The sequence below is a fragment of the Nocardioides sp. LHD-245 genome (genome assembly GCF_030929495.1).
Classification (GTDB): Bacteria; Actinomycetota; Actinomycetes; order Propionibacteriales; family Nocardioidaceae; genus Nocardioides.
In genome coordinates this window covers 61,282-84,791 of record NZ_JAVFWN010000023.1, presented here as the reverse complement: position 1 = coordinate 84,791, position 23,510 = coordinate 61,282, and the positions used below count along the sequence as shown (strand labels likewise).

The 23,510-nt window shown below is 73.7% G+C and carries 21 protein-coding genes and 1 tRNA gene; 14 read left to right on the top strand and 8 right to left on the bottom strand.

Translation table 11 applies throughout. The features are described 5' to 3' along the window. Nucleotides 1–116 precede the first annotated feature (116 nt). Nucleotides 117–569 (top strand): hypothetical protein, encoded by a 453-nt coding sequence (locus tag RB608_RS26680; RefSeq protein ID WP_308091134.1) that lies wholly within the window; start codon nucleotides 117–119, stop codon nucleotides 567–569. On the opposite strand, the gene RB608_RS26675 is transcribed toward RB608_RS26680, so the two are convergent. Then, nucleotides 523–1,008: an SRPBCC domain-containing protein gene (locus RB608_RS26675; protein ID WP_308091133.1), complete on the bottom strand. Its 486-nt coding sequence runs from the start codon at nucleotides 1,006–1,008 to the stop codon at nucleotides 523–525. The two genes, RB608_RS26680 and RB608_RS26675, sit on opposite strands and share 47 nt — an antisense overlap. Nucleotides 1,009–1,050: 42 nt before the next feature. Here RB608_RS26675 and lhgO point away from each other — a divergent pair, with 42 nt between their 5' ends. Next, a complete protein-coding gene (gene lhgO, locus RB608_RS26670) occupies nucleotides 1,051–2,256 on the top strand; it encodes an L-2-hydroxyglutarate oxidase (protein ID WP_308091132.1) in 1,206 nt (401 codons plus the stop codon). On the opposite strand, the gene RB608_RS26665 is transcribed toward lhgO, so the two are convergent. Next, complete coding sequence (locus RB608_RS26665) at nucleotides 2,229–3,005, bottom strand: lytic murein transglycosylase (protein ID WP_308091131.1); 777 nt, start codon at nucleotides 3,003–3,005, stop codon at nucleotides 2,229–2,231. The two genes, lhgO and RB608_RS26665, sit on opposite strands and share 28 nt — an antisense overlap. 13 nt (nucleotides 3,006–3,018) lie before the next feature. Next, a complete protein-coding gene (locus tag RB608_RS26660) occupies nucleotides 3,019–3,510 on the bottom strand; it encodes a YajQ family cyclic di-GMP-binding protein (RefSeq protein WP_308091130.1) in 492 nt (163 codons plus the stop codon). A 129-nt stretch (nucleotides 3,511–3,639) separates the two neighbouring features. Here RB608_RS26660 and RB608_RS26655 point away from each other — a divergent pair. Both RB608_RS26655 and RB608_RS26650 read left to right on the top strand, forming a co-directional pair. Then, nucleotides 3,640–3,721: transfer RNA gene (locus RB608_RS26655), tRNA-Tyr, on the top strand. 149 nt (nucleotides 3,722–3,870) lie between these two features. Further along, a complete protein-coding gene (locus tag RB608_RS26650; protein ID WP_308091129.1) occupies nucleotides 3,871–4,467 on the top strand; it encodes a TetR/AcrR family transcriptional regulator in 597 nt (198 codons plus the stop codon). Here RB608_RS26650 and RB608_RS26645 read toward each other — a convergent pair. Then, nucleotides 4,457–5,911: an amidase gene (locus RB608_RS26645; protein ID WP_308091128.1), complete on the bottom strand. Its 1,455-nt coding sequence runs from the start codon at nucleotides 5,909–5,911 to the stop codon at nucleotides 4,457–4,459. The two genes, RB608_RS26650 and RB608_RS26645, sit on opposite strands and share 11 nt — an antisense overlap. A 145-nt stretch (nucleotides 5,912–6,056) precedes the next feature. Here RB608_RS26645 and RB608_RS26640 point away from each other — a divergent pair, with 145 nt between their 5' ends. From RB608_RS26640 to RB608_RS26595, 10 genes are all read left to right on the top strand, one after another. Further along, nucleotides 6,057–7,160, top strand: a complete 1,104-nt coding sequence (locus RB608_RS26640; RefSeq protein ID WP_308091127.1) for an alcohol dehydrogenase catalytic domain-containing protein — start codon at nucleotides 6,057–6,059, stop codon at nucleotides 7,158–7,160. A gap of 51 nt (nucleotides 7,161–7,211) precedes the next feature. Continuing rightward, nucleotides 7,212–7,382: a hypothetical protein gene (locus tag RB608_RS26635; RefSeq protein ID WP_308091126.1), complete on the top strand. Its 171-nt coding sequence runs from the start codon at nucleotides 7,212–7,214 to the stop codon at nucleotides 7,380–7,382. Next, complete coding sequence (locus tag RB608_RS26630) at nucleotides 7,379–8,812, top strand: cytosine permease (RefSeq protein ID WP_308091125.1); 1,434 nt, start codon at nucleotides 7,379–7,381, stop codon at nucleotides 8,810–8,812. The genes RB608_RS26635 and RB608_RS26630 overlap by 4 nt, the downstream gene beginning before the upstream one ends. An 89-nt stretch (nucleotides 8,813–8,901) precedes the next feature. Next, nucleotides 8,902–10,965 (top strand): acetate--CoA ligase family protein, encoded by a 2,064-nt coding sequence (locus RB608_RS26625; protein ID WP_308091124.1) that lies wholly within the window; start codon nucleotides 8,902–8,904, stop codon nucleotides 10,963–10,965. Then, complete coding sequence (locus tag RB608_RS26620) at nucleotides 10,962–12,374, top strand: aldehyde dehydrogenase family protein (protein WP_308091123.1); 1,413 nt, start codon at nucleotides 10,962–10,964, stop codon at nucleotides 12,372–12,374. Before RB608_RS26625 ends, RB608_RS26620 begins: the two co-directional genes overlap by 4 nt. Before the next feature lie 29 nt (nucleotides 12,375–12,403). Then, entirely contained in the window at nucleotides 12,404–13,561 is a 1,158-nt protein-coding gene (locus tag RB608_RS26615; protein WP_308091122.1) for an acyl-CoA dehydrogenase family protein, read from the top strand. A gap of 39 nt (nucleotides 13,562–13,600) precedes the next feature. Next, a complete protein-coding gene (locus RB608_RS26610; RefSeq protein ID WP_308091120.1) occupies nucleotides 13,601–14,578 on the top strand; it encodes a nitronate monooxygenase in 978 nt (325 codons plus the stop codon). After that, the gene (locus RB608_RS26605) at nucleotides 14,575–15,696 is read left to right on the top strand and encodes a class II histone deacetylase (protein ID WP_308091119.1); all 1,122 of its coding nucleotides are present in this window, start codon (nucleotides 14,575–14,577) and stop codon (nucleotides 15,694–15,696) included. The genes RB608_RS26610 and RB608_RS26605 overlap by 4 nt, the downstream gene beginning before the upstream one ends. Next, nucleotides 15,693–17,075, top strand: coding sequence for an FAD-dependent oxidoreductase (locus RB608_RS26600; protein ID WP_308091118.1), 1,383 nt, complete (start codon nucleotides 15,693–15,695; stop codon nucleotides 17,073–17,075). Before RB608_RS26605 ends, RB608_RS26600 begins: the two co-directional genes overlap by 4 nt. Further along, on the top strand, nucleotides 17,075–18,052 hold the full coding sequence (locus tag RB608_RS26595; RefSeq protein WP_308091117.1) for a carbon-nitrogen hydrolase family protein: 978 nt from the start codon (nucleotides 17,075–17,077) through the stop codon (nucleotides 18,050–18,052). Before RB608_RS26600 ends, RB608_RS26595 begins: the two co-directional genes overlap by 1 nt. Here RB608_RS26595 and RB608_RS26590 read toward each other — a convergent pair. The 4 genes from RB608_RS26590 to RB608_RS26575 all read right to left on the bottom strand — a co-directional run bounded on the left by RB608_RS26590 (nucleotide 18,027) and on the right by RB608_RS26575 (nucleotide 23,422). After that, entirely contained in the window at nucleotides 18,027–20,903 is a 2,877-nt protein-coding gene (locus RB608_RS26590; protein ID WP_308091115.1) for a PKD domain-containing protein, read from the bottom strand. The genes RB608_RS26595 and RB608_RS26590 overlap by 26 nt on opposite strands. Nucleotides 20,904–21,030: 127 nt before the next feature. Further along, entirely contained in the window at nucleotides 21,031–22,476 is a 1,446-nt protein-coding gene (locus RB608_RS26585; RefSeq protein WP_308091114.1) for a sugar transferase, read from the bottom strand. Beyond that, a complete protein-coding gene (locus RB608_RS26580; RefSeq protein ID WP_308091113.1) occupies nucleotides 22,473–22,976 on the bottom strand; it encodes a glycosyltransferase in 504 nt (167 codons plus the stop codon). Before RB608_RS26580 ends, RB608_RS26585 begins: the two co-directional genes overlap by 4 nt. Then, on the bottom strand, nucleotides 22,973–23,422 hold the full coding sequence (locus tag RB608_RS26575) for a UDP-N-acetylglucosamine--LPS N-acetylglucosamine transferase (protein ID WP_308091112.1): 450 nt from the start codon (nucleotides 23,420–23,422) through the stop codon (nucleotides 22,973–22,975). The genes RB608_RS26580 and RB608_RS26575 overlap by 4 nt, the downstream gene beginning before the upstream one ends. Nucleotides 23,423–23,510 lie beyond the last annotated feature (88 nt).

The following is a 23,510-nucleotide window of genomic DNA, read 5'->3' as shown; positions in this document are numbered from 1 at the left end:
TACGTCATCTACCCGGGCGCTGTGGTGCCGAAAACGGAGCCACAGCACCCGGGTGGATGACGTAACACTTAGTTACAAGTGCGGTGTCGCCCGGTGCCGTCTCCTAGTCTGGACCGGTGAGCTATCTGCGGGCGACACGCGTGCTGTGCTGGCTGCTCGGGATCGCGGTGCTGGTGTCGGTCGTGCACTACGTCGACAACTACGTCAACTACGACGACTATCCGGTGCCCGATCCCGACGCGGCGGTGCCCGCGCCGTCCGCGACGCTGGTGGCGGTCGGCTGGTTCGTCTTCACCGCGTTCGGTGCGGTGGGCCTGCTGCTGTGGTTCCGCCGACACATCACGACCGCCGCGGTCGCGCTGACCGGGTACTCCCTGTCCGGCCTGATCGGCGTCGCGCACTACACCGTGCCGGGCGCCACGGACATGGTCTGGTGGCGCCAGACGCACGTCGTGGTCGACATCGTCTGCGGCGCGGCGGTGTTCGGGTTCGCGCTGTGGGCGGCGAAGAACGCCTCCGAGCTCATCCCTCCCGCGGCGAAGCAGCCGCCCGCTCCGCCTCCGCTCTGAGGCCCTCGGCGTGGCGGCGGAAGCCGTCGGCCACGCGCCCCGGCCCGGCGAGGCGGACGAGCGGGCCGCGGAACTCCTCGACGGTCTCGTACGTCGTGGGCCCGCCCGGCCGCTGCGTGAGGCGCTGGTGGCGCACGCCCCTGACCAGGCCCAGCCGCGCGGGCAGGCCCTCGTAGACGTAGGACATCAGCGCGGTCGTCGTACCGGTGGCCGGGTCGGTGACCGGGGCGTCGAGCGCGGTGATCCGCTCGGGCGAGCGGGTGCGGCCGCCGTTCGCCCAGACCACGTGCAGCACGATCGGGTTCCCGACGGCGGGCGGCTGCGCCGTCTCGGCGCGTTCGACGAAGGGATTCCACTCGGCGTACCGCTCGGTGTCGGTCATGACCGCCCAGACGACGTCCAGCGGCGCGTCGATGTCGATCCGCGCGGAGGGGTTCATGGGCCCATCATGGCCGAGCGGCGCGTCGGGGAGGATGGTTCCGTGGGCACGGGCACGATCGGGATCGTCGGCGGCGGGATCCTCGGCCTCGCCGTGGGCCGGGAGCTGGTCCGGCGGCGGCCGGGCGTGACGGTGGTGGTCCTGGAGAAGGAGGCGCGGCTCGCCGCGCACCAGACGGGCCACAACTCCGGGGTCGTGCACGCCGGCATCTACTACCGGCCCGGGAGCCTCAAGGCGGAGCTGTGCACGCGTGGCCGGGCGCTGATGCGTGAGTACTGCGCGGAGCATGCCATCGCGTACGACGAGTGCGGCAAGCTGGTCGTCGCGGTCGACGAGACCGAGCTGCCGCGGTTCGAGGCGCTGGCGCGGACGGCGCGCGAGAACGGCGTGCCGGGGCTGCGCCGTCTCGACGCCGCGGCGATCCACGAGATCGAGCCGCACGCGGCCGGCCTCGCCGCGCTGCACTCGCCGCACACCGCGATCACCGACTACGTGGCCGTCGCCGAGGCGCTGGCCACCGAGATCGTCGCGGCCGGGGGAGCGGTGCACCTGGGCGCCCAGGTCACCGCCGTCGACCGGGTGCCTGGCGCCCTCGAGGTCGGTACGGCGACCGGGCGGCACCGGGTGGACGAGCTGGTGCTGTGCGGCGGACTCCAGTCCGACCGGCTCGGCCGGCTGGTCGGTGGGCCCGCTACGCCGCGGATCGTGCCCTTCCGGGGCGAGTACATGGCGGTCGCGCCGGCCAAGCAGGACCTCGTGCGGGGCATGGTCTATCCGGTGCCCGATCCGGCGTACCCGTTCCTCGGCGTGCACTTCACCCGCCGGGTCGGCGGCGGCCTGGAGGTGGGGCCGAACGCCTTCCTCGCGCTCAGCCGCGACCGCTACGGCCGCGCCTCGGTCTCGGCCCGCGATCTCGCCGCCACGCTGGCGTACGGCGGCTTCTGGCGGTTCGCGCGCCGGCACTGGCGCACCGGCGCAGGTGAGCTGCGGGGCGTGCTGTCGGGCGCGGCGTACATGCGCACGGCCCAGCGCTATGTGCCCGCCATCGGGGCCGCGGACGTCACCCGCGCCGGGCTCGGGCTGCGCGCCCAGGCCGTCGAGGCGGACGGCTCGCTCGTCGACGACTTCGTGATCCACCGCGCCGACGGCGTGACCGCGATCCGCAACGCGCCGTCGCCGGCGGCGACCTCCAGCCTGGCGATCGCGGAGTACGTCGTGGATCAGCTGGACGCGGCGCGGGACGCGTAGACGTTCGCCAGGTCGGCGATGTCGGCGACATAGGCGTCGGAGTGGTTGAAGCTGAAGATCGCGCGCCGCCAGGCGTCGGGGTCGGCGATGTCGCCGGCATGGCACAGGTAGCGCGCGGCCGCCAGCGCCGCGTCGTCGATCTGGTGGGGATCGGCCACGCCGTCGCCGTTGCCGTCGGCGCCCCAGCGCTGCCACGTGGACGGGATGAACTGCAGCGGCCCGAGGGCCCGGTCCCAGGTGTCGTCGCCGTCGAGGGCCCCGTCGTCGGTGTCGCGGACCGCTCCGAACGCGCCGCCGTCGAGCACCGGACCGAGGATCGCCGGCCGGGCCATGCCGTCCTCACCGAGGACCGAGCCGTGCACGCTGCCGTGGGTGGACTCGATGCCGCCGATCGCGGCCAGGCTGTTCCACGCCACCCGGCAGCCCGGCTGCTCGGCGGCGGCGCGCAGATGGGCCCGTGCGTACGCCGTGAGCGCCCGCACCGGGATCGCGGTGCGCCCCGCCACCTGGGCCAGCCAGGCGTCGTCGGGACGGTACGGGTCGGGTGCGGTCGCCGGCAGGGTGGGCGCGGCCGGCCGGGCCGGGGCGGCCCCCGTGACGGCGGGGGCCACGCCGGTCGCCTCGGCCAGCGGGGTGCGCCGCGCGGAGCCGGCGTCGTACGCGAACGCCACGCCGACGCCGATCACCAGCGCGACCATCAGGATCGCGAGGGTGATCGCGCCGACCAGGTAGCGGTCGGGACGGGGCATGGGGCGGTCGGCGTCAGCGGTAGTTGGTGAACTGGACCGCGAAGTCGTAGTCCTGCGCCTTGACCAGGGCCTGGACGGCCTGGAGGTCGTCGCGCTTCTTCGACGAGACGCGCAGCTCGTCGCCCTGGATCTGCGCCTTGACGCCCTTGGGGCCCTCGTCGCGGATCAGCTTGGAGACCTTCTTGGCGTCCTCGGAGCTGATCCCCTCCTTGAGGGTGATCCCGATCTTCGACACCTGGCCGGACGGGCGCGGCTCGGAGGCGTCGAGGATCTTCAGCGACTGGTTGCGCTTGATCAGCTTGTCCTGGAAGACGCTGAGCACGGCGCTGGCGCGGTCGTCGGCGGACGCGCTGATCTCGATCGCGTGCTCGCCCTTCCACTCGATCGTGGCGCCCGTGCCCTTGAAGTCGAAGCGGGTCGCGATCTCGCGGGCGGTCTGCCCGAGAGCGTTGTCGACCTCCTGGCGGTCGATCTTGCTGACGATGTCGAAGGAGGAGTCGGCCATGCGTTCACCTGCGTCGTGTGGTTGGGATTTTCCGTCGGACGGGACTGCTGCGCTATTGTTTCGCGTCGTTGCCCACCATCCAACTCAGGACCTTTCCGATAGGCACGGAGCGGGGTGGGTGACAAGCCCGGCAGGTTGCCCGAGCGGCCAAAGGGAGCTGACTGTAAATCAGCCGGCAACGCCTACAGTGGTTCGAATCCACTACCTGCCACAGCGGCCCCGACCAGCGCATGCGGACGGTCGGGGCCGCTCGGTTTTTTGCGGCGCGCCGGGTGGGCCGGTGGCGTCGGCCGACCGCCGCGGCCGGGTCGGGGCGGGCCTCGCCGTATGCTGACCCGTCAGTCAATCGTGAGGAGAGACATGGCCCGCCCCAGCGCCGTCGCCGAGCGTCGCCGCGAGATCCTCGAGGCGACCTGTGAGGTGGTCTCCGAGCGGGGCTTCCGCGACCTGCGGATCGTCGACGTCGCTAAGGAGGCGGGCTACAGCACCGGCACGGTGCACTACTACTTCGACTCGAAGGAGGAGCTGCTTCGCGAGGCGTTCCGCTTCGAGTACGAGAAGTCGCGGATCCGGCGCGAGGCCGTGGTGAGCCCGGGCCTGGACCCGGTCGCCCGGCTCAGGGCGCTGGCCGACGCATACCTGCCGTCCTCGCCCGCCTCGGTGCGGTCGTGGCGGGTCTGGATGGAGCTGTGGATCTCGGCGCTGCGCGACCCGTCGATGGGGCAGGTCAACGACGTCTACTACGGCGAGTGGCGCCAGGCCGTGCTCGACGCGATGCGCGAGGGGCAGGAGAAGGGGCTGATCGAGGTGCCCGACCCCCAGCTGTTCGCCAACATGTACGTCTCGATGATGGACGGCCTGGCGATCCAGGTGCTCGCCGGCGCCGAGGGGATCAGCCTCGCCGACATGCAGGCGACCTGCCGGGCGTTCGTCGATTCCGTCGCGGTCACGTCCTAGCGATCGGGAGTGTGAAGGGCCGGTAGCCCGGCGCCGTCCGTGGCCAGGGCTGTGACCGTTCCCAGGTGGCGGCGATCCGGAGCAGCGTCCGGTCCTGCCACCGTCCGGCCAGCACCTGGAGTCCCCAGGGCAGGCCGAGGTCGTCGCGCCCCGCGGGCAGCGAGATCGCGGGATGTCCGGTGAGGTTGGCCAGCACCGTCTGGGTCAGCCCATGAGGGCTGCCGGCATCGGCGCGGCCGGGCGCGCGGCCGTCGGGTCGGTAGCCCGGTCCGTCGAGCACGCAGGTCGCGAGAAGCGTTCCCGGCGGCAGCGCGTGGTCGAGCACCGCGCGGGTGTGGGCACACCGCCGCCGGACGGCGAGGTAGTCGCCGGCGGTGACCTGCAGGCCGTGCTCCAGGGCCGCCCGGAAGGACGGGTCCCAGGCGTCGGCGTGCCGGCGGACGACGTCGGGTCCGAGCAGGTGGGCCTGCTCGGCCGAGGTGGCGGCGTACCAGTCCGGCTCCCAGCGCGGCATCAGGTCGGGGGCGGCGGCGAAGAGCTCGTCGACGGAGGTGGTGACGACCCGCACCTGCGCGCCCTGGGCGTCCGCGAGCGCGTCGGCCAGGCGTCGGGTGGCGTCGAGGAGCTCGCTGCCGAGGGTGCCGCCCAGGTCGCCACTGCCGTGCAGGCGGGGGACGGCCAGCACGGTGCGGACCGGCGCCGCCGGCGCGAGCGCGACCGGTCCCGGGGCGGTGGAGCCGGGGACCGGGCCGCCGATCACGTCGAGGAGCAGTGCCAGGTCGGCGGCGTCGGTGGCCAGCAGCGCGTCGGTGTGCAGGTCGATCCAGGCGGGGGTCGGCGCGGAGCCGATCACGCCGTTGGTCGGCTTGAGTCCCAGCAGCCCGCACAGCGAGGCCGGGATCCGGGCCGAGCCGCCACCGTCGCTGGCGGTCGCCAGCGGCACGAGCCCCGCGGCGAGCGCGGCCGCGGAGCCGCCGCTGGACCCGCCCGGCGACCACGCCGGCTGCCAGGGGTTGTGGGTGGCGCCGTGGAGCCGGTTGGCGGTGTACCCCTCGTGGGCGAACTCGCAGGTGTTGGTCCGCCCGAGCACGATCGCGCCGGCGGCCCGCAGCCGGGCGACGACGGGGGAGTCGGCGTCGGCCGGGGCGGCGTCGGCGAACGGCACGGAGCCGTACGTCGTCGGACGGCCGCCGACGTCCTCGATGTCCTTCACCAACAGGGGGAGGCCGAGCAGCGGGGTGCCGGCCGGGGTGGCGTCGATCTCCCGGGCCCGGGAGAGGGCGCCGTCGATCTCCCGGGCCCGGGCGAGGGCGCCGTCGACGTCGAGCGACGTCACCGCGCCGAGGGCCGGCTCGGCGTCCGCGATCCGCCCGGCGGCCGTGCGGACCAGCTCCTCGGCCGTGGTGCGTCCGTGCCGGACGGTGTCGGCGAGTGCTGCGAGCATCCGGTCCTCCTCTATTGACTGATCGTCCAGTTAATCATAACGTGCTCCACGTCACTCCGCTCCCGGTGACCTGTGCCACGCCGTACGGCCTCTGGCCCGACCCCTGTGACCACCCGGCCGAGGCCGGACCGATCGTGAGGACCTGATGACGTCGCTGTCCATCCAAGCCCTGGTGCATTCACCCGCCGACGGCCTGACGGTCCATGAGCTGACCCTGCGTGCGCCGCGGGGGAGCGAGGTCCGGGTCCAGGTGAAGGCCTCGGGCGTGTGCCACTCCGACCTCCACCTCATCGACGGCGACTGGCCCTCGGACGAGCGGCTGGTGCCCGGACACGAGGCCGCCGGGATCGTGGAGGCGGTCGGCGAGGATGTCACCGGACTCGTGGTCGGCGATCACGTCGTCCTGTCCTGGTTCCCGCCCTGCCACGCGTGTGCCGCCTGCCTGCGCGGCGAGCAGTGGCTCTGCACGGGCAACATGTGCAACGAGCACCGGCTGCCCGACGGCGGCACCGCGCTCAGCCAGGACGGCGCCGAGGTCTACCCGTTCATCGGCGTCGGCGCCCTCGCCGAGTACGTCGTCGTCCCCGAGGCCGCAGCGATCAAGATTCCCGACGCGCTGCCATTCGCGATCGGCGCCCTCATCGGGTGCAGCGTCGCCACCGGGGTCGGCGCGGTGCTCAACACCGCCGGGGTGCGCCCGGGCCAGGCGGCAGCCGTGCTCGGCTGCGGCGGCGTCGGCCAGGCCACCGTCGCGGGCCTGGTGCTGGCCGGTGCCGACCCCGTCGTCGCGATCGACCTGTCCGCCGACCGGCTCGCGCTGGCTCGCACGGTCGGCGCCACGCACGCCCTCCCCGGCGACGCCCCCGACCTCGCGGCCGCGATCGCGCAGGCCGCGCCCGACGGCCTCGACTACGTCTTCGAGGCGATCGGACGGGTGGAGACGATCAACCGGGCGATCGAGCTGGTCAACCCCGGCGGCGCCGTCGTCCTCGAGGGCCTGACCCCGCTCGACGCCCGGGTACCGCTCGACGCCTACGCCCTGGCCGCCGAGGGCAAGCGGCTGCTCGGCTGCAACTACGGGTCGAGCGTCGCGAGCCGGGACTTCCCCGCCCTGGCCGAGCGCTACCTGGCCGGCGAACTGCCGCTCGACGCGCTCGTCGGTCCCGCGATCACGCTGCCCGGCGCGATCGACGCCTTCGAGGACATGCGCCACGCCCGCGGCGGCCGCGCCGTCGTCGTCTTCGACTGACCCCTGCCGGCGGCCGCCACGGGCCGCTGCCTTCGTACGAGAGGAAATCACATGCCTGACCCGACCTTCGACGAGGAGCTGGAGCGCCGTCTCCGCCTCCTCGAGGACCCTGCCTCGCCCGAGCAGGTCCTCGACGACCTTCCCGCGCGCGACGTCGCCCTCGCCGCGCTCGGCCTGGCCGTGCTCGCCGTCGTCCTGCTGATCTGGGGGTACCCGCGATGACCGCCCCGGGCACGCACGCCGGCACCGACGCGGCGGCGGGGGAGAGCGACCTCCCGCTGCTGCGTGCCGAGCGGATCTGGAACCTCCGCAGGTTCTCGGGCATGAACGTGAGCCTGGCGATCGCGACCTGGGCCTTCCTCCAGGGCGGTGCCGTCGCGCTCTACGTCGGGGCCGAGGCTGCGATCGCCGCCATCGTGATCGGCTACGGGATCAGCACCCTGCTGGTCGCGCTCGCGCCGTGCGTGCCGGGGGCGAAGTACGGCGTGGAGATGTACACCGGCCTGCGCAGTGTCTTCGGCGTCGTCGGCGCCAAGGCGGTCATGCTGGTCATGACGGTGCTCGTGATGGCGGCGTGGACCGCGCTCCTCGGCATCATGTTCGGGCACGCCGTCGCCAACGTGATGGACGAGATCGCCGACACCGGCCTGGCGACGTCCAGCTTCGCGATCGCGGTCTTCGCCCTGATCGCCGTGGCCGCCGCCTGGGTGTTGCTGGTCGGCGGCCCGGAGCGCGTCGGGAAGGTCGGCAATATCGCCGCGCCGGTGATGATCGCGATCACCCTCGGCATGCTCGTGCTGATCTTCGCGCGCACCTCGTGGTCGGAGATCGCGGGCGCGGCGCCGCTCTACCCCATGGAGGACCAGCACCTCGCCTTCATGCTCGCCGTCGAGCTCAACGTCGCCGGTGGCCTGGCGTGGTACCCGATGATCGGCAACCTGGCCCGGCTGACCGACACCCCGCGCGCGTCCTTCTGGTCCAACGCCTTCGGTCTCTTCGCGGCCTCGTCGGTCGCCGCGATCGTCGGAGTCTTCGCGGCCCTGGCGCTGGGCTCGGACGACCCGACGGTGTGGATGATCCCGCTCGGCGGCGCGGTGATGGGCGTGGCCGTGCTCGCGTTCATCGCGTTCGCCAACCTGACCAGCATGGTCGCGGAGGCCTACTCCGGCATCTCGGCGATCGTCGGCGTGAGCCAGAAGGTGCGCCGGGTCGCATGGCCGGTGCTGAGCGCGGTCTTCCTGGTGCCCGTCGTGGTCATCTGCCTGTTCCCGGAGTCGGTCTACAACAACTACGGACGGTTCCTGAGCTGGGTGGCGATCGTCGTGGCGCCCATGTGCGGCGTCCAGGTCGTCGACTACTTCGTGCTGCGCCGGGCCCGGCTGAGCCTGCGCGACCTCTACCTGCCGCCGCAGCAGTCGGCGTACGGCTTCTGGGGTGGGTGGAACTGGGTCGCGTTCGCGGCCGTGGCGCTGGGTGCCCTCACCTACGTCGCGCTGCTGCACCCGGTGCACTACGAGCCCAACGGCGGCTTCGAGTACGTCGGCGCCTCGATCCCGGCGCTGGTCGTGGCCGGCGCGGTGCACTGGCTGGGCACCCAGCTCGTCGTGCGCCGCTGCGGGCGCGGCGGCTACCGGGACGAGCGGGTCGGCTGAGCCCATCGGCAACGGTCCCGCCGGGCATTGACCGGCTGGCCACTTGCTCCTAGTATTTAACTGACGAGTCAATTAACAAAGGGAGAACCGTGCAGACCCCCACCGACCGGACGCGCCTCGGCGCCCTCCGATCGTTCCGTGACCCCCGCTCGGTGGCCGTCGTCGGAGCCTCCGACGACCCCGCCAAGTGGGGCTACTGGATCGCCCAGGGCGCACTGCTGGGCACGCACCGCCGCACGGTGTGGCTGGTCAACCGGTCCGCCGGCGAGGTGCAGGGCCACCCGGCGCACGCGTCCGTCGCGGCGCTGCCGGGCACGCCCGAGCTCGTCGTCCTGTGCGTGCCGGCCGCGCACGTCGAGGCCGTCGTCGAGGAGGGCCTCGAGCGGGGGGTGCGGGCGTTCCTCGCGATCACCGCGGGCGTCGCCGCCGCCGACCGGCTCCGCGAGCGGCTCGCCGCCGCGGGCGCCCGCCTGATCGGCCCCAACAGCCTCGGGCTGTTCGACGCCGACACCGACCTGCAGCTTGCCTGGGGGCACTTCACCCCGGGCCGGATCGGGATCGTCTCCCAGAGCGGCCAGCTCGGCTCCGAGATCGCCAACCTCGCGGCCCGCGCCGGGCTGGGGGTCTCCCGGTTTGTCTCGGTCGGCAACCAGTACGACGTCCGCGCGCCCGAGCTGCTCGAGGACCTCATCGACCACGACGCCACCCGGATCGTCGCGCTCTACCTGGAGAGCTTCGCCGGAGGCGACGACCTGGTCCGGATCCTGCGACGGCTGCGCGCCGCGGGCAAGCACACCCTGGTGCTGGCCACCGGAGCCAGCGAGGGCAGCAAGCGCCTCGCGGCCAGCCACACCGGCTCGATGACGTCGGCGATCGACGTCGTCGACGCCGCGTGCCGAGCCGCCGGGGCGGTGCGGGTGACCACGCCGACCGAACTGGTCGAGGTGGCCCGCTTCCTGTCGGTGGCCGAGGCTCCGGCCGGCGCCCGGGTCGCCGTCGTCAGCGACAGCGGGGGACAGGGCGGCGTCGCCGCCGACGTCGCGGGCGCGCTCGGGCTGGACACCCCGGTCTTCTCCGCCGCGCTCCAGGCCGACCTCGCCGGCCTGCTGCCCGCGGGCGCCTCGGTCGCCAACCCGATCGACCTCGCCGGCGCCGGCGAGGCCGACCTGATGACCTATGCCGCGCTCTGCGAACGGCTGGTCGCCTCCGGCGAGGTCGATGCCGTGCTGCTCTCGGGCTATCTCGGCTGCTACGGCGAGGACACGCCCGCCCTGCTCGACCAGGAGCTCGCCGTCGTCGACCGGCTCGCCCGGATGGCCCAGGACTCCCACGTCCCGCTCGTCGTGCACACGATGAGTGCCGGCTCCGGCGCGGTCGCGCGGATGTGGGAGCACGACATCCCGACCTATCCCGCCGTCGAGTCGGCACTGCGCGCGGTGGCCCGCGCGCACCACCTCGCGGCGTACCCGGGCCGCACCCTCGACCGGCCCGCGCCGCGTGACCTCGGCGTCCGGCCCGGCTACTGGGCCGCGCGCGACCTGCTCGGCCGGATCGGCGTCCCGCTGCCGCCCGGCGTCGTCGTCGGGACGGTGGGCGAGGCCCGCGCGGCGGCCGGCGTGCTGCGCGCGCCGTACGTGCTCAAGGCCGGCTGGCTCGCCCACAAGAGCGAGCACGGCGGCGTGGTGCTGGGGCTCGGCTCGGCCGACGAGCTCGCCGACGCGTTCGCCGCCATGCACGGCCGGCTCGGCGACGGCGAGTACGTCGTCGAGGAGCAGGACCGCAGCGCGAACGTCGTCGAGCTCCTCGTCGGCGCCCGCCGCGACCGCGACTTCGGGCCGCTCGTCACCGTCGGTGCCGGCGGCACCGAGGCGGAGCTGTGGCGCGACGTCCGCACCGAGTTGGCTCCCGTCGACCGGGCCACGGCGACCGCGATGGTCGACGCCCTGCGCAGCCGCCCGCTGCTCGCCGGCTGGCGGGGCCGGCCCGCGGTCGACGTCGAGGCACTGGTCGAGGTGATCGTGGCCGCCGGCGCCGCCGTCGCCGACGACCCGGCCGTCGCGGAGCTGGAGATCAACCCGGTGCGGGTCTCGCCCGACGGGCTGCTCGCCGTGGACGGGCTCGTGACCCCCGGCGACGAGGAGGCCGGACGATGAGCGCGACCTGGTCACGCGACGACGCGCTCGTCGGCGGACACTGGATCCGCCCGGGAGCGGTGCTCGAGGTCGAGGACCCGGCCACCGGCGCGATCGTCGGCTCCGGCGCACGGTGCGGCGCGGCCGAGGTCGAGCTGGCCGTGGCCGCGGCCCGCGCCGCCCACGGCGACTGGTCCGCGCTCGCCCCGACGGCCCGCGCCGATCACCTCGACGCGCTCGTCGCCGAGCTCCGCGCCCGGCGCGACGAGCTGGTCGCGATGACCGTCGCCGAGGTCGGCGCCCCGATCACGGTCGCGGCGACCTGGCACGTCGACGTGTCTCTGGACATCCTCGCCTCGGCCGCCCGGCACGCGCGTACCCACCCGTTCGTCCAGGAGCACGGCAAGCTCGTCCTGCACCGGCGGTCGGCGGGGGTGGCCGCGCTGATCACGCCCTGGAACTACCCGCTCTACCAGCTCGCCGCCAAGGCCGGCTCGGCGCTGGCCGCCGGGTGCACGCTGGTGCACAAGCCCTCCGAGCTGACGCCGCTCTCGGCGTACGCGTTCGCGGAGGCGGCGGTCCGCGCTGGGCTGCCCGCCGGCGTCGTCAATCTGGTGCCCGGCACGGGCGCCGAGGTCGGCGCTCCGCTGGTCGCCCACGAGCAGGTCGACGTCGTCTCCTTCACCGGCTCCACCGCCGTCGGCCGGCAGGTGGCGGCCTCGGCGGTCGACCATCTGGCCCGGGTGACCCTCGAGCTCGGCGGCAAGTCCGCGAGCATCGTGTGCGACGACGCCGACCTGGACGGCGCGGTGCGCTGGTCGGTCGACGCCTGCATGCTCAACTCCGGGCAGACCTGCAGTGCCTGGACCCGCCTGCTCGTCCCGGCCGACCGGCTCGACGAGGCCGTCGCGATCGCGGCGGCGCGGGCCGACGAGATGGTCGTCGGCGACCCGACCGACCCGGCCACCGAGCTCGGCCCGCTGATCAGCGCCGACCAGCACGCGAGGGTCGCGGCGGTCGTCGCCGGCGCCGTCGCCCGCGGCGCGCGGGTCGCGACCCGGGTCACCGACGTGCCGTCCGGCGGCCACTACCTGCGCCCGGTCGTGCTCGGCGACCTGCCCGTCGACGACCCGGCCAGTCAACGGGAGATCTTCGGCCCGGTCCTCGTCGTCCACCCCTACGTCGACGACGAGGACGCGCTGCGCATCGCCAACGGCACGGCGTACGGCCTGTCCGGCGCGGTCTGGTCCGCCGACCGCGACCGGGCCCGGCGCCTGGCCGCCCGGTTCGACGCCGGCCAGGTCTTCGTCAACGACGCCGACTACGACGTCGAGGCGCCCTTCGGCGGCTGGAAGCACTCCGGCTCCGGGCGCGAGTTCGGTGTCGAGGGCCTCCTCGAGTTCACCGAGCTCACCGTCGTCCACCTCTGATCCCGCCCCACCCCCCACCAGGAGAAGCCATGCCCCAGCCCAACGTCGAGTACTGGCCGCTGACCCAGGAGCAGCGCGACATCGTCGAGCTCTGCACCACCTTCGCCGCCGAGGAGATCCGGCCCCGCGGCCGCGAGGTCGACGAGGCCGACGTGGTGTCGCCGGTCGACATCTTCGAGAAGGCCGCCAAGGTCGGCATCACCGACTTCATGCTCCCCGAGGAGTACGGCGGCGGTGGGTTCACCGACGTCTTCACCCAGTGCCTGGTCCAGGAGGTGCTGTGCTGGGGCGACCCCGGCATCGGCAACTTCGTGTGCTCCAACGGCTTCTTCGCCGACCCGCTGCTCGCGCTCGGCACCGCGGAGCAGAAGGAGCGCTGGCTGCGTCCGCTGACCGGCGAGAAGCCGCGCTACACCGCGCTCGCCACCACCGAGCCGGGCTCCGGCTCCGACGCGGCCTCGATCGTCACTCGCGCCGACAAGGTGCCGGGCGGCTACGAGATCACCGGCCAGAAGGCGTGGATCTCCAATGCCGGCCTGGCCGACCAGTACGTCGTCTTCGCCAAGACCGACCCGAGCCAGCGCTCGCGCGGCGTCACTGCCTTCCTGTTCACCAAGGACACTCCCGGCGTCACCTTCGGCGAGCCGATGAAGAAGATGGGCCAGCGCGCGATCGTGTGCCGGGAGATCTTCTTCGACAAGGCGTTCATCCCCGAGGAGAACCGGCTCGGCGACGAGGGCCAGGGGTTCATCGGCCTGATGAAGACCTTCGACGTCTCCCGCGTCGTCCTGGCCGCCGCTGCGACCGGCGCCGCGCGCGCGGCGTACGAGTTCGCGCTGGACTACGCGCGCACCCGCACCCAGTTCGGCAAGCCGATCATCGAGCACCAGGCGGTCGCCTTCCGGCTCGCCGACATGGCCACCCGGATCGAGTCGGCCTGGCTGATGACGCTCCACGCCGCCCGGCGCCTCGACGCCGGCCACGACGTGAACGGGCTGGCCGCGATGGCCAAGCTGCAGGCGTCCGAGACCGCGATGTTCGTGACCCACGCGGCCGTGCAGACCCTGGGCGGCTGGGGCTACTCGCGCGAGTACCCCGTCGAGCAGTGGATGCGCGATGTCAAGCTGGAGGAGATCGAGGAGGGGACCTCGGACATCATGCGCCTGGTCATCTCCCGCAACCTCTGACCGACCGCCCCCACGACTCCCGACGCAGAGGAGAGCCCCATGATCCGTACCCCCTTCACCGAGATGTTCGGCGTCGAGCACCCGCTCGTGTGCGGCGGCATGACCGGACTGGGCACCGCCGAGCTGATCGCCCCGGTCGCGGAGGCCGGGGCGCTGGGCTTCCTGACGGCGCTCACCCAGCCGACGCCCGAGGCGCTGGCCGCCGAGGTCGCGCGCACCCGCGAGCTGACCGACCGGCCCTTCGGCGTGAACCTCACGATCCTGCCCACTCGCGACCCGGTGCCGTACGACGAGTACCGCGCCGCCATCGTCGAGTCGGGGGTGCGGGTGGTGGAGACCGCCGGGTCGAGCCCGGAGCCGCACCTGCCGGACTTCCAGGCGGCCGGCATCAAGGTGATCCACAAGGCGACCAGCGTGCGGCACGCGCTCTCCGCGCAGCGCAAGGGCGTCGACGCGATCAGCATCGACGGCTTCGAGTGCGCCGGGCACCCGGGCGAGGACGACGTGCCCGGACTGATCCTCATCCCGGCGGCGGCCCGGGCGCTCGACATCCCGGTCATCGCCTCGGGCGGGCTGGCGACCGGGGCGGGGCTGGTCGCCGCCCTCGCGCTCGGTGCGTGCGCGGCCAGCATGGGCACCCGGTTCATGGCCACCGCCGAGGCGCCGATCCACGCCAACGTCAAGCAGCAGCTGGTCGCCAACGACGAGCGCGACACCGTGCTGGTGTTCCGCGAGTTCCGCAACACCGCGCGGGTCGCGCGCAACGCGGTCTCCGAGAAGATCCGGGAGATCGGCGCCCGGCCGGGGGCGACCTTCGCCGACGTCGCCGACCTCGCCTCCGGCGTCCGCGGCCGCGAGCGGGTGCTCGCCGAGGGCGACCTCGAGGACGGCATGTGGTGGGCCGGCCAGGCGCAGGGGCTGATCCACGAGGTCGCGCCGGTCGCCGAGGTGGTCGCCACGATCATGGCCGACGCCGAGGGGCTGCTCGGTACGACGCTGCCGGGGCTGGTCCGGTGAGCGCGCGGCGCACCGGCTGGGTCTGGCACGAGCTCTACGGCTGGCACGACACCGGCCGTGCGGCCGGCTACGTGCTGGGCGCGCCCGGTGTGCAGCCGTTCGGGCACTTCGAGTCCGCGGAGTCGAAGACCCGGTTCGCCTCGCTGGTCGAGGTGAGCGGGCTGCGCGAGCACCTGGTCGAGGTCCGGCCGCGGGCAGCCGCGGAGGAGGACCTGCTGCGCGTGCACACCGAGGCGCACGTGCGCTCCATGCAGGAACAGAGCCGGCGTCGCGAGGGCGGTGACATGGGCGACGGCACCTCGCCGTTCGGCTGGAACGGCTACGAGGTGGCCGCGCTGGCGGCGGGCGGCACGGTGCACGCCGTCCGAGCGGTGCTCGACGGCACGGTCGACAACGCCTACGCCCTCGTCCGGCCGCCGGGCCACCACGCCGTCGCCGACCGGGGGATGGGCTTCTGCATGTTCGCCAATGTCGCCGTCGCGATCGAGCACGCCCGCGCGCACGACGGGCTGCGCCGGTTCGCGGTGGTCGACTGGGACGTGCACCACGGCAACGGCACCGAGGCGATCTTCCTCGACGACCCGGACGTGCTGACGATCTCGGTGCACCAGGACGGCAACTATCCCGCCGACACCGGCGCGCTCGAGGACCGCGGCCGCGGCGACGCGCTCGGCACCGCGGTCAACGTGCCCCTGCCGCCGGGATCGGGCAACGGCGCCTACCTGGCGGCCTTCGACCAGGTCGTCGTCCCGGCGGTCGAGGCGTTCGCGCCGGAGCTGATCCTGGTGGCGTGCGGCTTCGACGCCTGCAACGCCGACCCGCTCGCGACCATGATGGTGACCTCGTCGACGTACCGCACGATGACGGCCGGCCTGGTCGCCCTGGCCGACCGGGTGTGCTCGGGGCGGCTGGTGATGAGCCACGAGGGCGGCTACTCGCCGATCTACGTGCCCTTCTGCGGCCTGGCCGTCGTCGAGGCGCTCAGCGGGCACGACACCGGGATCGCCGACCCCTTCGAGCCGGACTGGATCGACTGGCCGGGCCAGGAGGTCCAGCCGCACCAGCAGGCGGTGATCGACCGCGCCCGTGCCCTGCTCGGTCCGGGGGCGAGCAGGTGAGCGGCGCGCTGCCCGACCGGGCGTCGGTGGTCGTGGTCGGGGCGGGGTACGCCGGACTCACCGCGGCGCTCGCGCTGCGCGACGCCGGGGTCGACGTGGTCGTCGTCGAGGCGGCGGACCGGTCCGGGGGCCGGGTCTGGTCGGCGCCGCACCCGCGGGCGCACGCCGTCGACCACGGCGGGCAGTGGGTCGGCCCGACCCAGACCCGCCTGCTGGCACTGGCCGACCGCTTCGGCTGCGCGCGCTTCCCCACCCACGACGAGGGCGTGCACCTCGAGCTGTGGCACGACGGCACCCTCCACGAGGGGACGTCGGAGCGGGACTCGACGGCCCCCGGGCACGCGGAGTACGCCGCCGCCGTCGCCGGGCTCGAGGCGCTGGCCGCGCGGGTGGACCTCGACGATCCGGCCGCGACGCCGGCCGCCGAGCGGCTCGACGCCACCACTGTCGCCTCCTGGCTCGACGGCGTCGCCGAGGCCGCCCGGCCCCGGCTCGCGCTCGCCGTCCAGGGCGTCTGGGCCGTCGAGCCACGCGACCTCTCCCTGCTCCACCTGGCCTTCTACGTCGCCTCGGCCGGTGGCTGGGACCAGCTCATGCGCACCCGCGGTCACGCCCAGGACCAGCGCTTCGTGGACGGCGCGCAGGCGCCGGCGCTCGCGATGGCGGCACACCTCGGCGACCGGGTGCACCTGGGCACACCGGTGCGCGCCGTGCGCGACGGCGCCGTCGAGACCGACCGGGGCGTGATCCGTGCCGAGCGGGTGGTCGTCGCCACGACGCCGCCGGCCGCCCGGGCGATCGCCTTCGACCCGCCGCTCCCGGCGCCTCGGCGGCGCTGGCTCGAGCGCAGCGTGATGGGCGACGTCGCCAAGATCCACCTGGTCTACGACCGGCCCTTCTGGCGTGCCGACGGGCGCTCCGGCCAGGCATCCCTCTACACCGCGCACGACCTGCCCGGTGTCGTCTTCGACAACTCCCCGGCCGACGGCGCCTGCGGCGTCCTCGTCACCTTCGTGTACGGCGACCGGCTGCGCACCTGGGCAGCACTCGCGCCGGAGCAGCAGCGCGCCGCCCTGCTGGAGACGCTCGGCCGGCTCTTCGGCGTCGCGGCGACCCGGCCGACGGACCTGCTCGTGCAGGACTGGGTGGCCGACCCCTGGGCGGGCGGCGCGTACGCCGCGGTGCCCGCTCCCGGCGCGTGGATCGAGTACGGCGAGCGCGGCTGGCGTGCGCCGTCCGGCACGGTCCACTGGGCCGGCAGCGAGACGTCGAGCGTCTGGCACGGCTACATCGACGGCGCGATCCGCTCCGGGGAGCGCGCCGCGGCCGAGGTGCTCGCCGCCCTCGACCACCCCGCACGAGGACAGGAGAACAGCTGATGCGCGTCGCCGCCGTCCAGCACCCGTCGGTCTTCGGGGACCGGGCCGCCGCCGTCGAGCGCTGCGCCGCGCTGATCGCCGAGGCGGCCGCCGTCGGCGCCGAGCTGGTGGCCTTCCCCGAGACCTGGCTCGGGGGCTACCCGGCCTGGTGCTTCGGCGCGGCCGCCTGGGAGGACCCCCTGGGCCGCCGGCTCTACCGGCAGCTGCTGGACTCCAGCGTGCTGGTCGGCGGTGCCGACGACCAGCTCGGCCCGGTGCGCGACGCGGCCCGGGAGGGTTCCGTCGTGGTCGTGCTCGGGCTCAACGAGCTGGCCGGACCGGGCTCGGGCACCGTCTACAACAGCCAGGTGGTCATCGACCGCGACGGCACGCTGGTCAACCACCACCGCAAGCTGGTCCCGACGTCCACGGAGAAGAACGTGTGGTCGCCGGGCGACGCCGCCGGGCTGCGGGTGGTCGCCACCGGCGCTGGCCGGGTCGGTGGCCTGATCTGCTGGGAGCACTGGAACCCCCTGGCCCGCCAAGTGCTCCACGCGGGGCACGAGGACGTCCACGTCGCCGCCTGGCCCGACCTCGCGGAGGCGCACGAGCTCGCCAGCCGGACCTACGCGATCGAGGGCCGCTGCTTCGTCGTGGTCGCGGCCAACGTGGCCCGCGTCGAGCACGTCCCGGAGGAGATGCGCGCGGCCTTCCGGCAGGGCCTCGCGCCCGGCGACCCCGGCGACGTACTGTTCGACGGCGGGTCCGGGGTGATCGGCCCCGACGGCGCCTGGCTGGTCGGCCCGGAGCGTGGCACGGTCGGCCTGGTGCTCGCCGACATCGAGCCGGAGACGCTCGGGGAGTGGCGGTTCACCGCCGACGTGGCGGGCCATTACCAGCGGCCGGACGTCTTCCAGCTCAGGGTCGACGCCGCGCGGCGACCCAGCGGGGCGGTGACCTACGTCGAGGACCTCAGCTCGGCGCCAGGAGCACGCTGAAGGTGATCGCGGCCGTGCCGCTGGCGTCGGCGGTGGCGGTCAGGCCGCCCTGGGGCCCGGCGGGGAGCGGGCCGCCGCTGTCGGCGAGGACCGCCGATATGTGGCCGGAGCCGTCGCCGGTGGCGTTCGAGCGCCCGACCGCCCCGGGCGGCAGGCTCCAGGAGGTGGTCGCCCCGCTCTTGTCCGCCCAGTAGCTCACCAACCAGTGCGTCCCGTCCGGGGCCACCACGGCGGGGGTGACGTGCGCGGTTCCGCTGCTGGTCTGCACCGCGAGCGCGCTGTCCGCGACCGGAGTCGTCGGATCGGTGCCGTGGTAGGCGACGACGGACAGCACGCTCTTCGCGTAGCCGCTGGACGTCACGGTGACCGGGCTGCCCGGATCCGAGGCCGTGGCGACGCGGGAGTACAGCCGGCCGACCGCCTTGGCCCCCGCGCTGGCCGTCTCGAGCTCGGTCCAGCCGGCCGGTCCGGCGTACGCCGGTGCGGTGGTGTTGGCGACGAAGAACGCCAGCAGCAGGTCGCCGGGCTGGACGGAGGCGGGCACGCTCGCCGTGTGGTTGACGCGGTTCCCGCTGGTCGAGCTCGCGGCGACGACAGCGATCGCGGCGCCGCCCTGGCTGGGCTGCGCGGTGCGCGTCGTCGTACCCGTGGCGCTCCGGTCGTCGGTGACGGTCAGGGTGACGGTGACGGCACCGCCGCCCGCGTAGGTGTGGCTGACGGTGGGACCCGTCGTCCTGGTCTGGCCGTCGCCGAAGGCCCAGGAGTAGCCGGTGACGGAGCCGTCCGGGTCGCCGGAGCCGCCGGCGTCGAACGAGCAGGTGAGACCGGTGCAGGAGACCGTGAACGCCGCGGTCGGCGGCTGGTTCACGGGCGGCGCGATCGGCGGCCCCTGGTAGAGGAAGAGCGCCCGTGAGGACCAGCCCGACCCGGACGGGTAGATCGGCGTGGCGGTGCCGGAGACGGCGCCGTGCGCGGCCCAGTCGGCCCGGCTCAGCGCCCCGTTGCTGCTCGCGAACCACAGCTTGCCGTCGGCCACGAAGGCGCCCCGCATGCTGCTGTAGCTCACGCCGGTGACCGACGGCACCGAGAAGAGCTGCTGCCCGATGACGCCGGACTCGGGCTCGAACCCGCGCCGGTAGAGCACCGACGAGCCCGACTTCGTGAAGTAGATCCAGCCGCGGTCGTAGAACAGGCTGGTGATCGTGGGGATGTCGCCGTTGTGCCAGTCGTCCTGGTAGACGAGCGCGTCCGCCGTGCTCACCGTCGTCGCCGCGCCGTACGTGGCGCCGTCGAAGGTGCGCCGGGTGAGGGTGCGGTTGGCGTACGCCGTGTAGAGGTCGCCGTTGACCATGAAGGCGCCGACGACGGTGCCCCAGCCGCTCCCGTTAGGAGCGTTGACCGGCGGTGCGGCCACGGTCCCGTCGAAGCCGCCTCGGACGAGCTGGGAGCCGCCGCTCGCGACGCGGAACACGTCGCCGGGGAGCTTGCCGTCCTGCTGCGGAGGCAACGTGGCACCGGAGGCGAGCGGGAGGAAGGCGACCCGGCGGTGGGTCTCGCCCCCGAACACGTCCGTGTCCGAGCCGACGAAGAGCCCCTCCGGTGTGGCGATCATGTCGCGGACGCCGGCGCCGAGCGTGCGCGTCGGGTTCCACGAGTACGGCATGCCGGTGCGGGTGTTGAGCGCCGCGATGCCCGGCCGGGAGACCGCGCCCTCGTCGGCGGCGTCGCCGCGCGCCGGGTTGTTCTGCCAGCGCATGTGCCCGCCGGTGTAGACGACGTCGTCGGTCACCTCGACCGTCCACGTCGTGTCGCCGCCGGTGTAGGCCGTCCAGCTGGGCCGGATGTTCGTGCCGGTGGCGCCGGTCTCGAAGCGGGCCACGACGTCGCAGCCGCTGGTCCCGGCCATGCTGCCGGAGTAGCCGCCGTACGCGCCGGTGGTCGAGACGACGAAGAAGCTGCCGTCGGGGGCGAACTCGACGTCGGTCATGTAGGTCTCGAACGAAGCGCTGCAGGCCGACTCGAACTGGGTCGTGTAGTACGGCGCGAGCGCGAGCGTCCCGCCTGAGATGTCGAACACCGCGAACTGGTGGCGGTGGACGCCGTTGACGGTGTCGAAGTTGCCGATCGCCACCAGCCTCCCGTTGGTGCGGTCGGTCGCGATCTTCTGCACGTTCGTCGTGGTGCCGCGGTGCACGCCCGCGAGCACGGCCGTGTAGTACGGGTCGCGGGCCCCGCTCGTGGCGTCGAGGGTGCCGAGCGCCCGGCTCGGCTGGCCCTGCACATGGGTGAACTTGCCGGCGACCCACAGACGGTTGCCCGTCACCGAGACGTCTCGCACCTGGCCGTTGAAGGTGCCGGGCTGGAAGGCCGCGATCCGGGTCCCGTTGGCGACATCGGCCTTGTAGAGCCGGCTGACGGAGACGGTCGCCCCCGCTGACGTCACACTGGTGAACGCTCCGCCGACGTAGACGGAGGTCCCGTCCGAGGCGGGTTCGAGGGTGTAGACGCGGTCGTTCGGGTTCGGCGTGAAGGTCGTGCTGACCTGGCCGGTGAAGGCATCGAAGGCGAACAGGTTCCGGCGCGGGATGTCGGTCGAGCTGCCGGCGTTGCGGACCCGGGTGAAGGTGCCGCCGACCACGATCGTGTTGCCGACCCGGGTCATCGTGAAGACATCCCCGTCCATGACGTGCGGGGTGAAGCCCACGGGATCGTCGTCGACGATCCGGCCGGTCTGGGGAGCCGGGTTGCCCGTGTCGGCCGCTCCGGCTGGCGGCGCCGGCACTCCGGCGGGAGCGGCGGTCACGAGGATGCCGGCGGCCAGCAGGAGTCCGATCTTTCCGCGCACGATCATCCCCACATCCGACCCGTTCCGCGGCGCTCGCGAATGACCCGTATTGGTGATTTCCCAGGCTCAGATGTGACGGACCAACGGGTCAGATGTGACGGGTCAACGGGTCAGAAGTGACGGGTCAACGGGCCTAGTACGCGCCGCGACCGCTGAAGACGGCGCCGGCGGTGCGCAGCAGGATCCGCGCGTCGAGGAGGAGCGACCAGTTGTCGACGTACTGCTGGTCGAGACGCACGGCGTCCTCCCAGGACAGGTCGGAGCGTCCGGAGACCTGCCACAGGCCGGTCATGCCGGGCCGGACGACGAGCCGATGGCGGACGTCGGGGAGATAGGCCGCCACCTCGGACGGCAGCGCCGGGCGCGGGCCCACCAGCGACATGTGGCCGAGCGCGACATTGATCAGCTGGGGCAGCTCGTCGAGCGAGGTTCGCCGCAACCAACGCCCCACGCGGGTGATCCGCGGGTCCTGATGGATCTTGAACAGGGGGCCGCCGGCCTCGTTGAGGTCGAGCAGGCCGGCTACGGCGTCGCTCGCGCCGCAGGACATCGTGCGGAGCTTCCACATCGTGAAGGGGGCGTCGCCCCGGCCGATCCGGGTCTGCCGGAAGAACGCCGGGCCCGGGGAGTCGAGGCGCACGGCCGTGGCGAGTGCGAGCAGCACCGGTGCCAGGAGCAGGAGCGCCACCGTCGCCGCGGCCCGGTCGAGGACGTGCTTGACCAGATGGGAGGGGCCGAGGCGACGGGGAGCCCCGAGATGCAGCAGCGGGAGCCGCTCGCCGACGTCCAGACGGATGCGGCCCGCGGGGGAGCTGAGCAGGCCCGTCCAGACGAAGATCGCGACGCCGGCATCCTCCAGGCACCAGCACAGGCGCTGCAGGTCGGCGGCGGGGATCGCCGGGTCCGGGGCGAGGATCACGGCGTCGGCTCCGCTCACCCGGGCGGTCGGGACGCAGGCGGCGATCCCGGACACGACCGGGACACCGTCCAGCATCGGCTGGTCGTCGCCGGCCTCTCCGGCCGCGCCGGCGACGCAGGCGCCGACGACCGCGAAGCGGCGTGTCCCCGACTGCCGGAGGCGCTCGACCAGCGCGGGCAGGGTGTCGGCGGTTCCGGCCAGCACGACGCGATGGGTCACGCCGCTGAGGTGGACGCCACGCCGGGCTGCCACGGCGACCGCGCCGCGCGTGAGACCGCCCAGGCCGGCGCTCGCCACGCACACCGACGTGGCGACGCCGGCGGACACCGGGTAGCCGATCGCCTCGGCCGTGAGCAGGGTGGCGGTGGGCAGCACGAGGGCCGCGACCGCGAGCCGGCGGCCGCGAGCCGCCAGGTGTCCGGCCAGCCGGTAGTCACCGGTCGCGGACACGGCGGCCACCCACAGCGGCACGAACAGGAAGGCCGGCCCCGTGCGTGAGATCGCATCGGGGACCAGGATCGCCACGAGGACGACGACGGCCGCGGCGACCGCGTCGGCACAGGCCAGGACCAGGCCGGTGCGGTGCACCGTCACCGAGTCGCGCGTCTCCCTGCGCCCGGTCGTCGTCACCGCCGTCGCGCGGGCCGCGAGGAGTGTCATCGGTGGACGAGCTCGTCGGCCAGGGCCTCGAACCGGGCGAGGGTGGATGAGGCGCGGTGGGTGGTGCGGATGCCGCGCCCGGTGAGGACGGCGAGGGAGAGCCGGGCGGCGAGCTCGGGCTCGTCGTACGCCGTGACGATCAGGCCGGTCCGGGCGAGGAAGCGTGCGAAGCGCTGCTGGTGGTCGTCGACGTGCTCCCCGAGTCGCGGGTCGCGGGCGACGACGACGGGCAGGTGGCCGTGCTCGCGCGCGTCCATGATCGAGCCGGGGCCGCCGTGGGTGACGACCGCGTCCGCCCGGTCGAGCAGCTCGGCCAGGGCCGCCGGGTCCAGCAGCGGGGTGCCGGTGAGCCCCGACGGGAGCGGCGTGGCGCCGTGCTGCACCTGGAACAGGAAGGTGTCCTGCTCCTGGAGCCGGCCGGCCCAGGTGAGGAGCCGGTCGAACCGGTGGTGATCGGTGCCGAGGAAGACCGCGACCAGAGGGGGACGTCGCCGGGTCACCACAGCTCCCCGACCAGGACCGAGGAGCGGTAGAGGCGCTGCTGCTCGGGCCACTGGACCAGGAACAGGTCGGTGGCGGGCCGGCACAGCCGGCCGGTGAGCGTCCGCGTCTCCACGCGGTCGTACACCTCGAGATAGATCGACGACGTGTGCTGTCGGTGCCGTAGCCAGAAGTACGGCACGGCGACGGCGGCGCCGGTGGAGACGACGAGGTCGGGGGCGTAGCGGGCGAGCACCTTGCGCGCCTGCGCCGAGTTGCGCGCCAGGTTGACCAGGTTGCGCGTCGTCGGGTGATGCGCCCAGGTGACGTCCTCGCCCTCCAGCTTGGCGATGGCGTCGTCCGTGTCGAAGGTGACCCAGTGCCGATCGTGCTTCTCCCACCACGGCCGCAGGCACATCAGCTGCGCGAGGTGGCCCCCTGACGAGGACACGAGCAGCACCCGCATGACGCACTCCCGGAGCTTGGTGGCTGATGGGCGATCCCGACCCTAGGGAGACGACGGAGGCCTGACATGCCCCCAATGCGGTATGTCC

Excerpts from the sequence above, each read along its gene's own strand:
- RB608_RS26640 (WP_308091127.1), top strand. The coding sequence starts at position 6,057 with ATGACGTCGCTGTCCATCCAAGCCCTGGTGCATTCACCCGCCGACGGC.
- RB608_RS26665 (WP_308091131.1), bottom strand. The coding sequence starts at position 3,005 with ATGCCCCGTCCCGACCGCTACCTGGTCGGCGCGATCACCCTCGCGATC.
- RB608_RS26660 (WP_308091130.1), bottom strand. The coding sequence starts at position 3,510 with ATGGCCGACTCCTCCTTCGACATCGTCAGCAAGATCGACCGCCAGGAG.
- RB608_RS26615 (WP_308091122.1), top strand. The coding sequence starts at position 12,404 with ATGCCCCAGCCCAACGTCGAGTACTGGCCGCTGACCCAGGAGCAGCGC.
- RB608_RS26585 (WP_308091114.1), bottom strand. The coding sequence starts at position 22,476 with ATGACACTCCTCGCGGCCCGCGCGACGGCGGTGACGACGACCGGGCGC.
- RB608_RS26630 (WP_308091125.1), top strand. The coding sequence starts at position 7,379 with ATGACCGCCCCGGGCACGCACGCCGGCACCGACGCGGCGGCGGGGGAG.
- RB608_RS26635 (WP_308091126.1), top strand. The coding sequence starts at position 7,212 with ATGCCTGACCCGACCTTCGACGAGGAGCTGGAGCGCCGTCTCCGCCTC.
- RB608_RS26610 (WP_308091120.1), top strand. The coding sequence starts at position 13,601 with ATGATCCGTACCCCCTTCACCGAGATGTTCGGCGTCGAGCACCCGCTC.
- RB608_RS26645 (WP_308091128.1), bottom strand. The coding sequence starts at position 5,911 with ATGCTCGCAGCACTCGCCGACACCGTCCGGCACGGACGCACCACGGCC.
- RB608_RS26650 (WP_308091129.1), top strand. The coding sequence starts at position 3,871 with ATGGCCCGCCCCAGCGCCGTCGCCGAGCGTCGCCGCGAGATCCTCGAG.
- RB608_RS26675 (WP_308091133.1), bottom strand. The coding sequence starts at position 1,008 with ATGAACCCCTCCGCGCGGATCGACATCGACGCGCCGCTGGACGTCGTC.
- RB608_RS26575 (WP_308091112.1), bottom strand. The coding sequence starts at position 23,422 with ATGCGGGTGCTGCTCGTGTCCTCGTCAGGGGGCCACCTCGCGCAGCTG.
- RB608_RS26620 (WP_308091123.1), top strand. The coding sequence starts at position 10,962 with ATGAGCGCGACCTGGTCACGCGACGACGCGCTCGTCGGCGGACACTGG.
- RB608_RS26590 (WP_308091115.1), bottom strand. The coding sequence starts at position 20,903 with ATGATCGTGCGCGGAAAGATCGGACTCCTGCTGGCCGCCGGCATCCTC.
- RB608_RS26595 (WP_308091117.1), top strand. The coding sequence starts at position 17,075 with ATGCGCGTCGCCGCCGTCCAGCACCCGTCGGTCTTCGGGGACCGGGCC.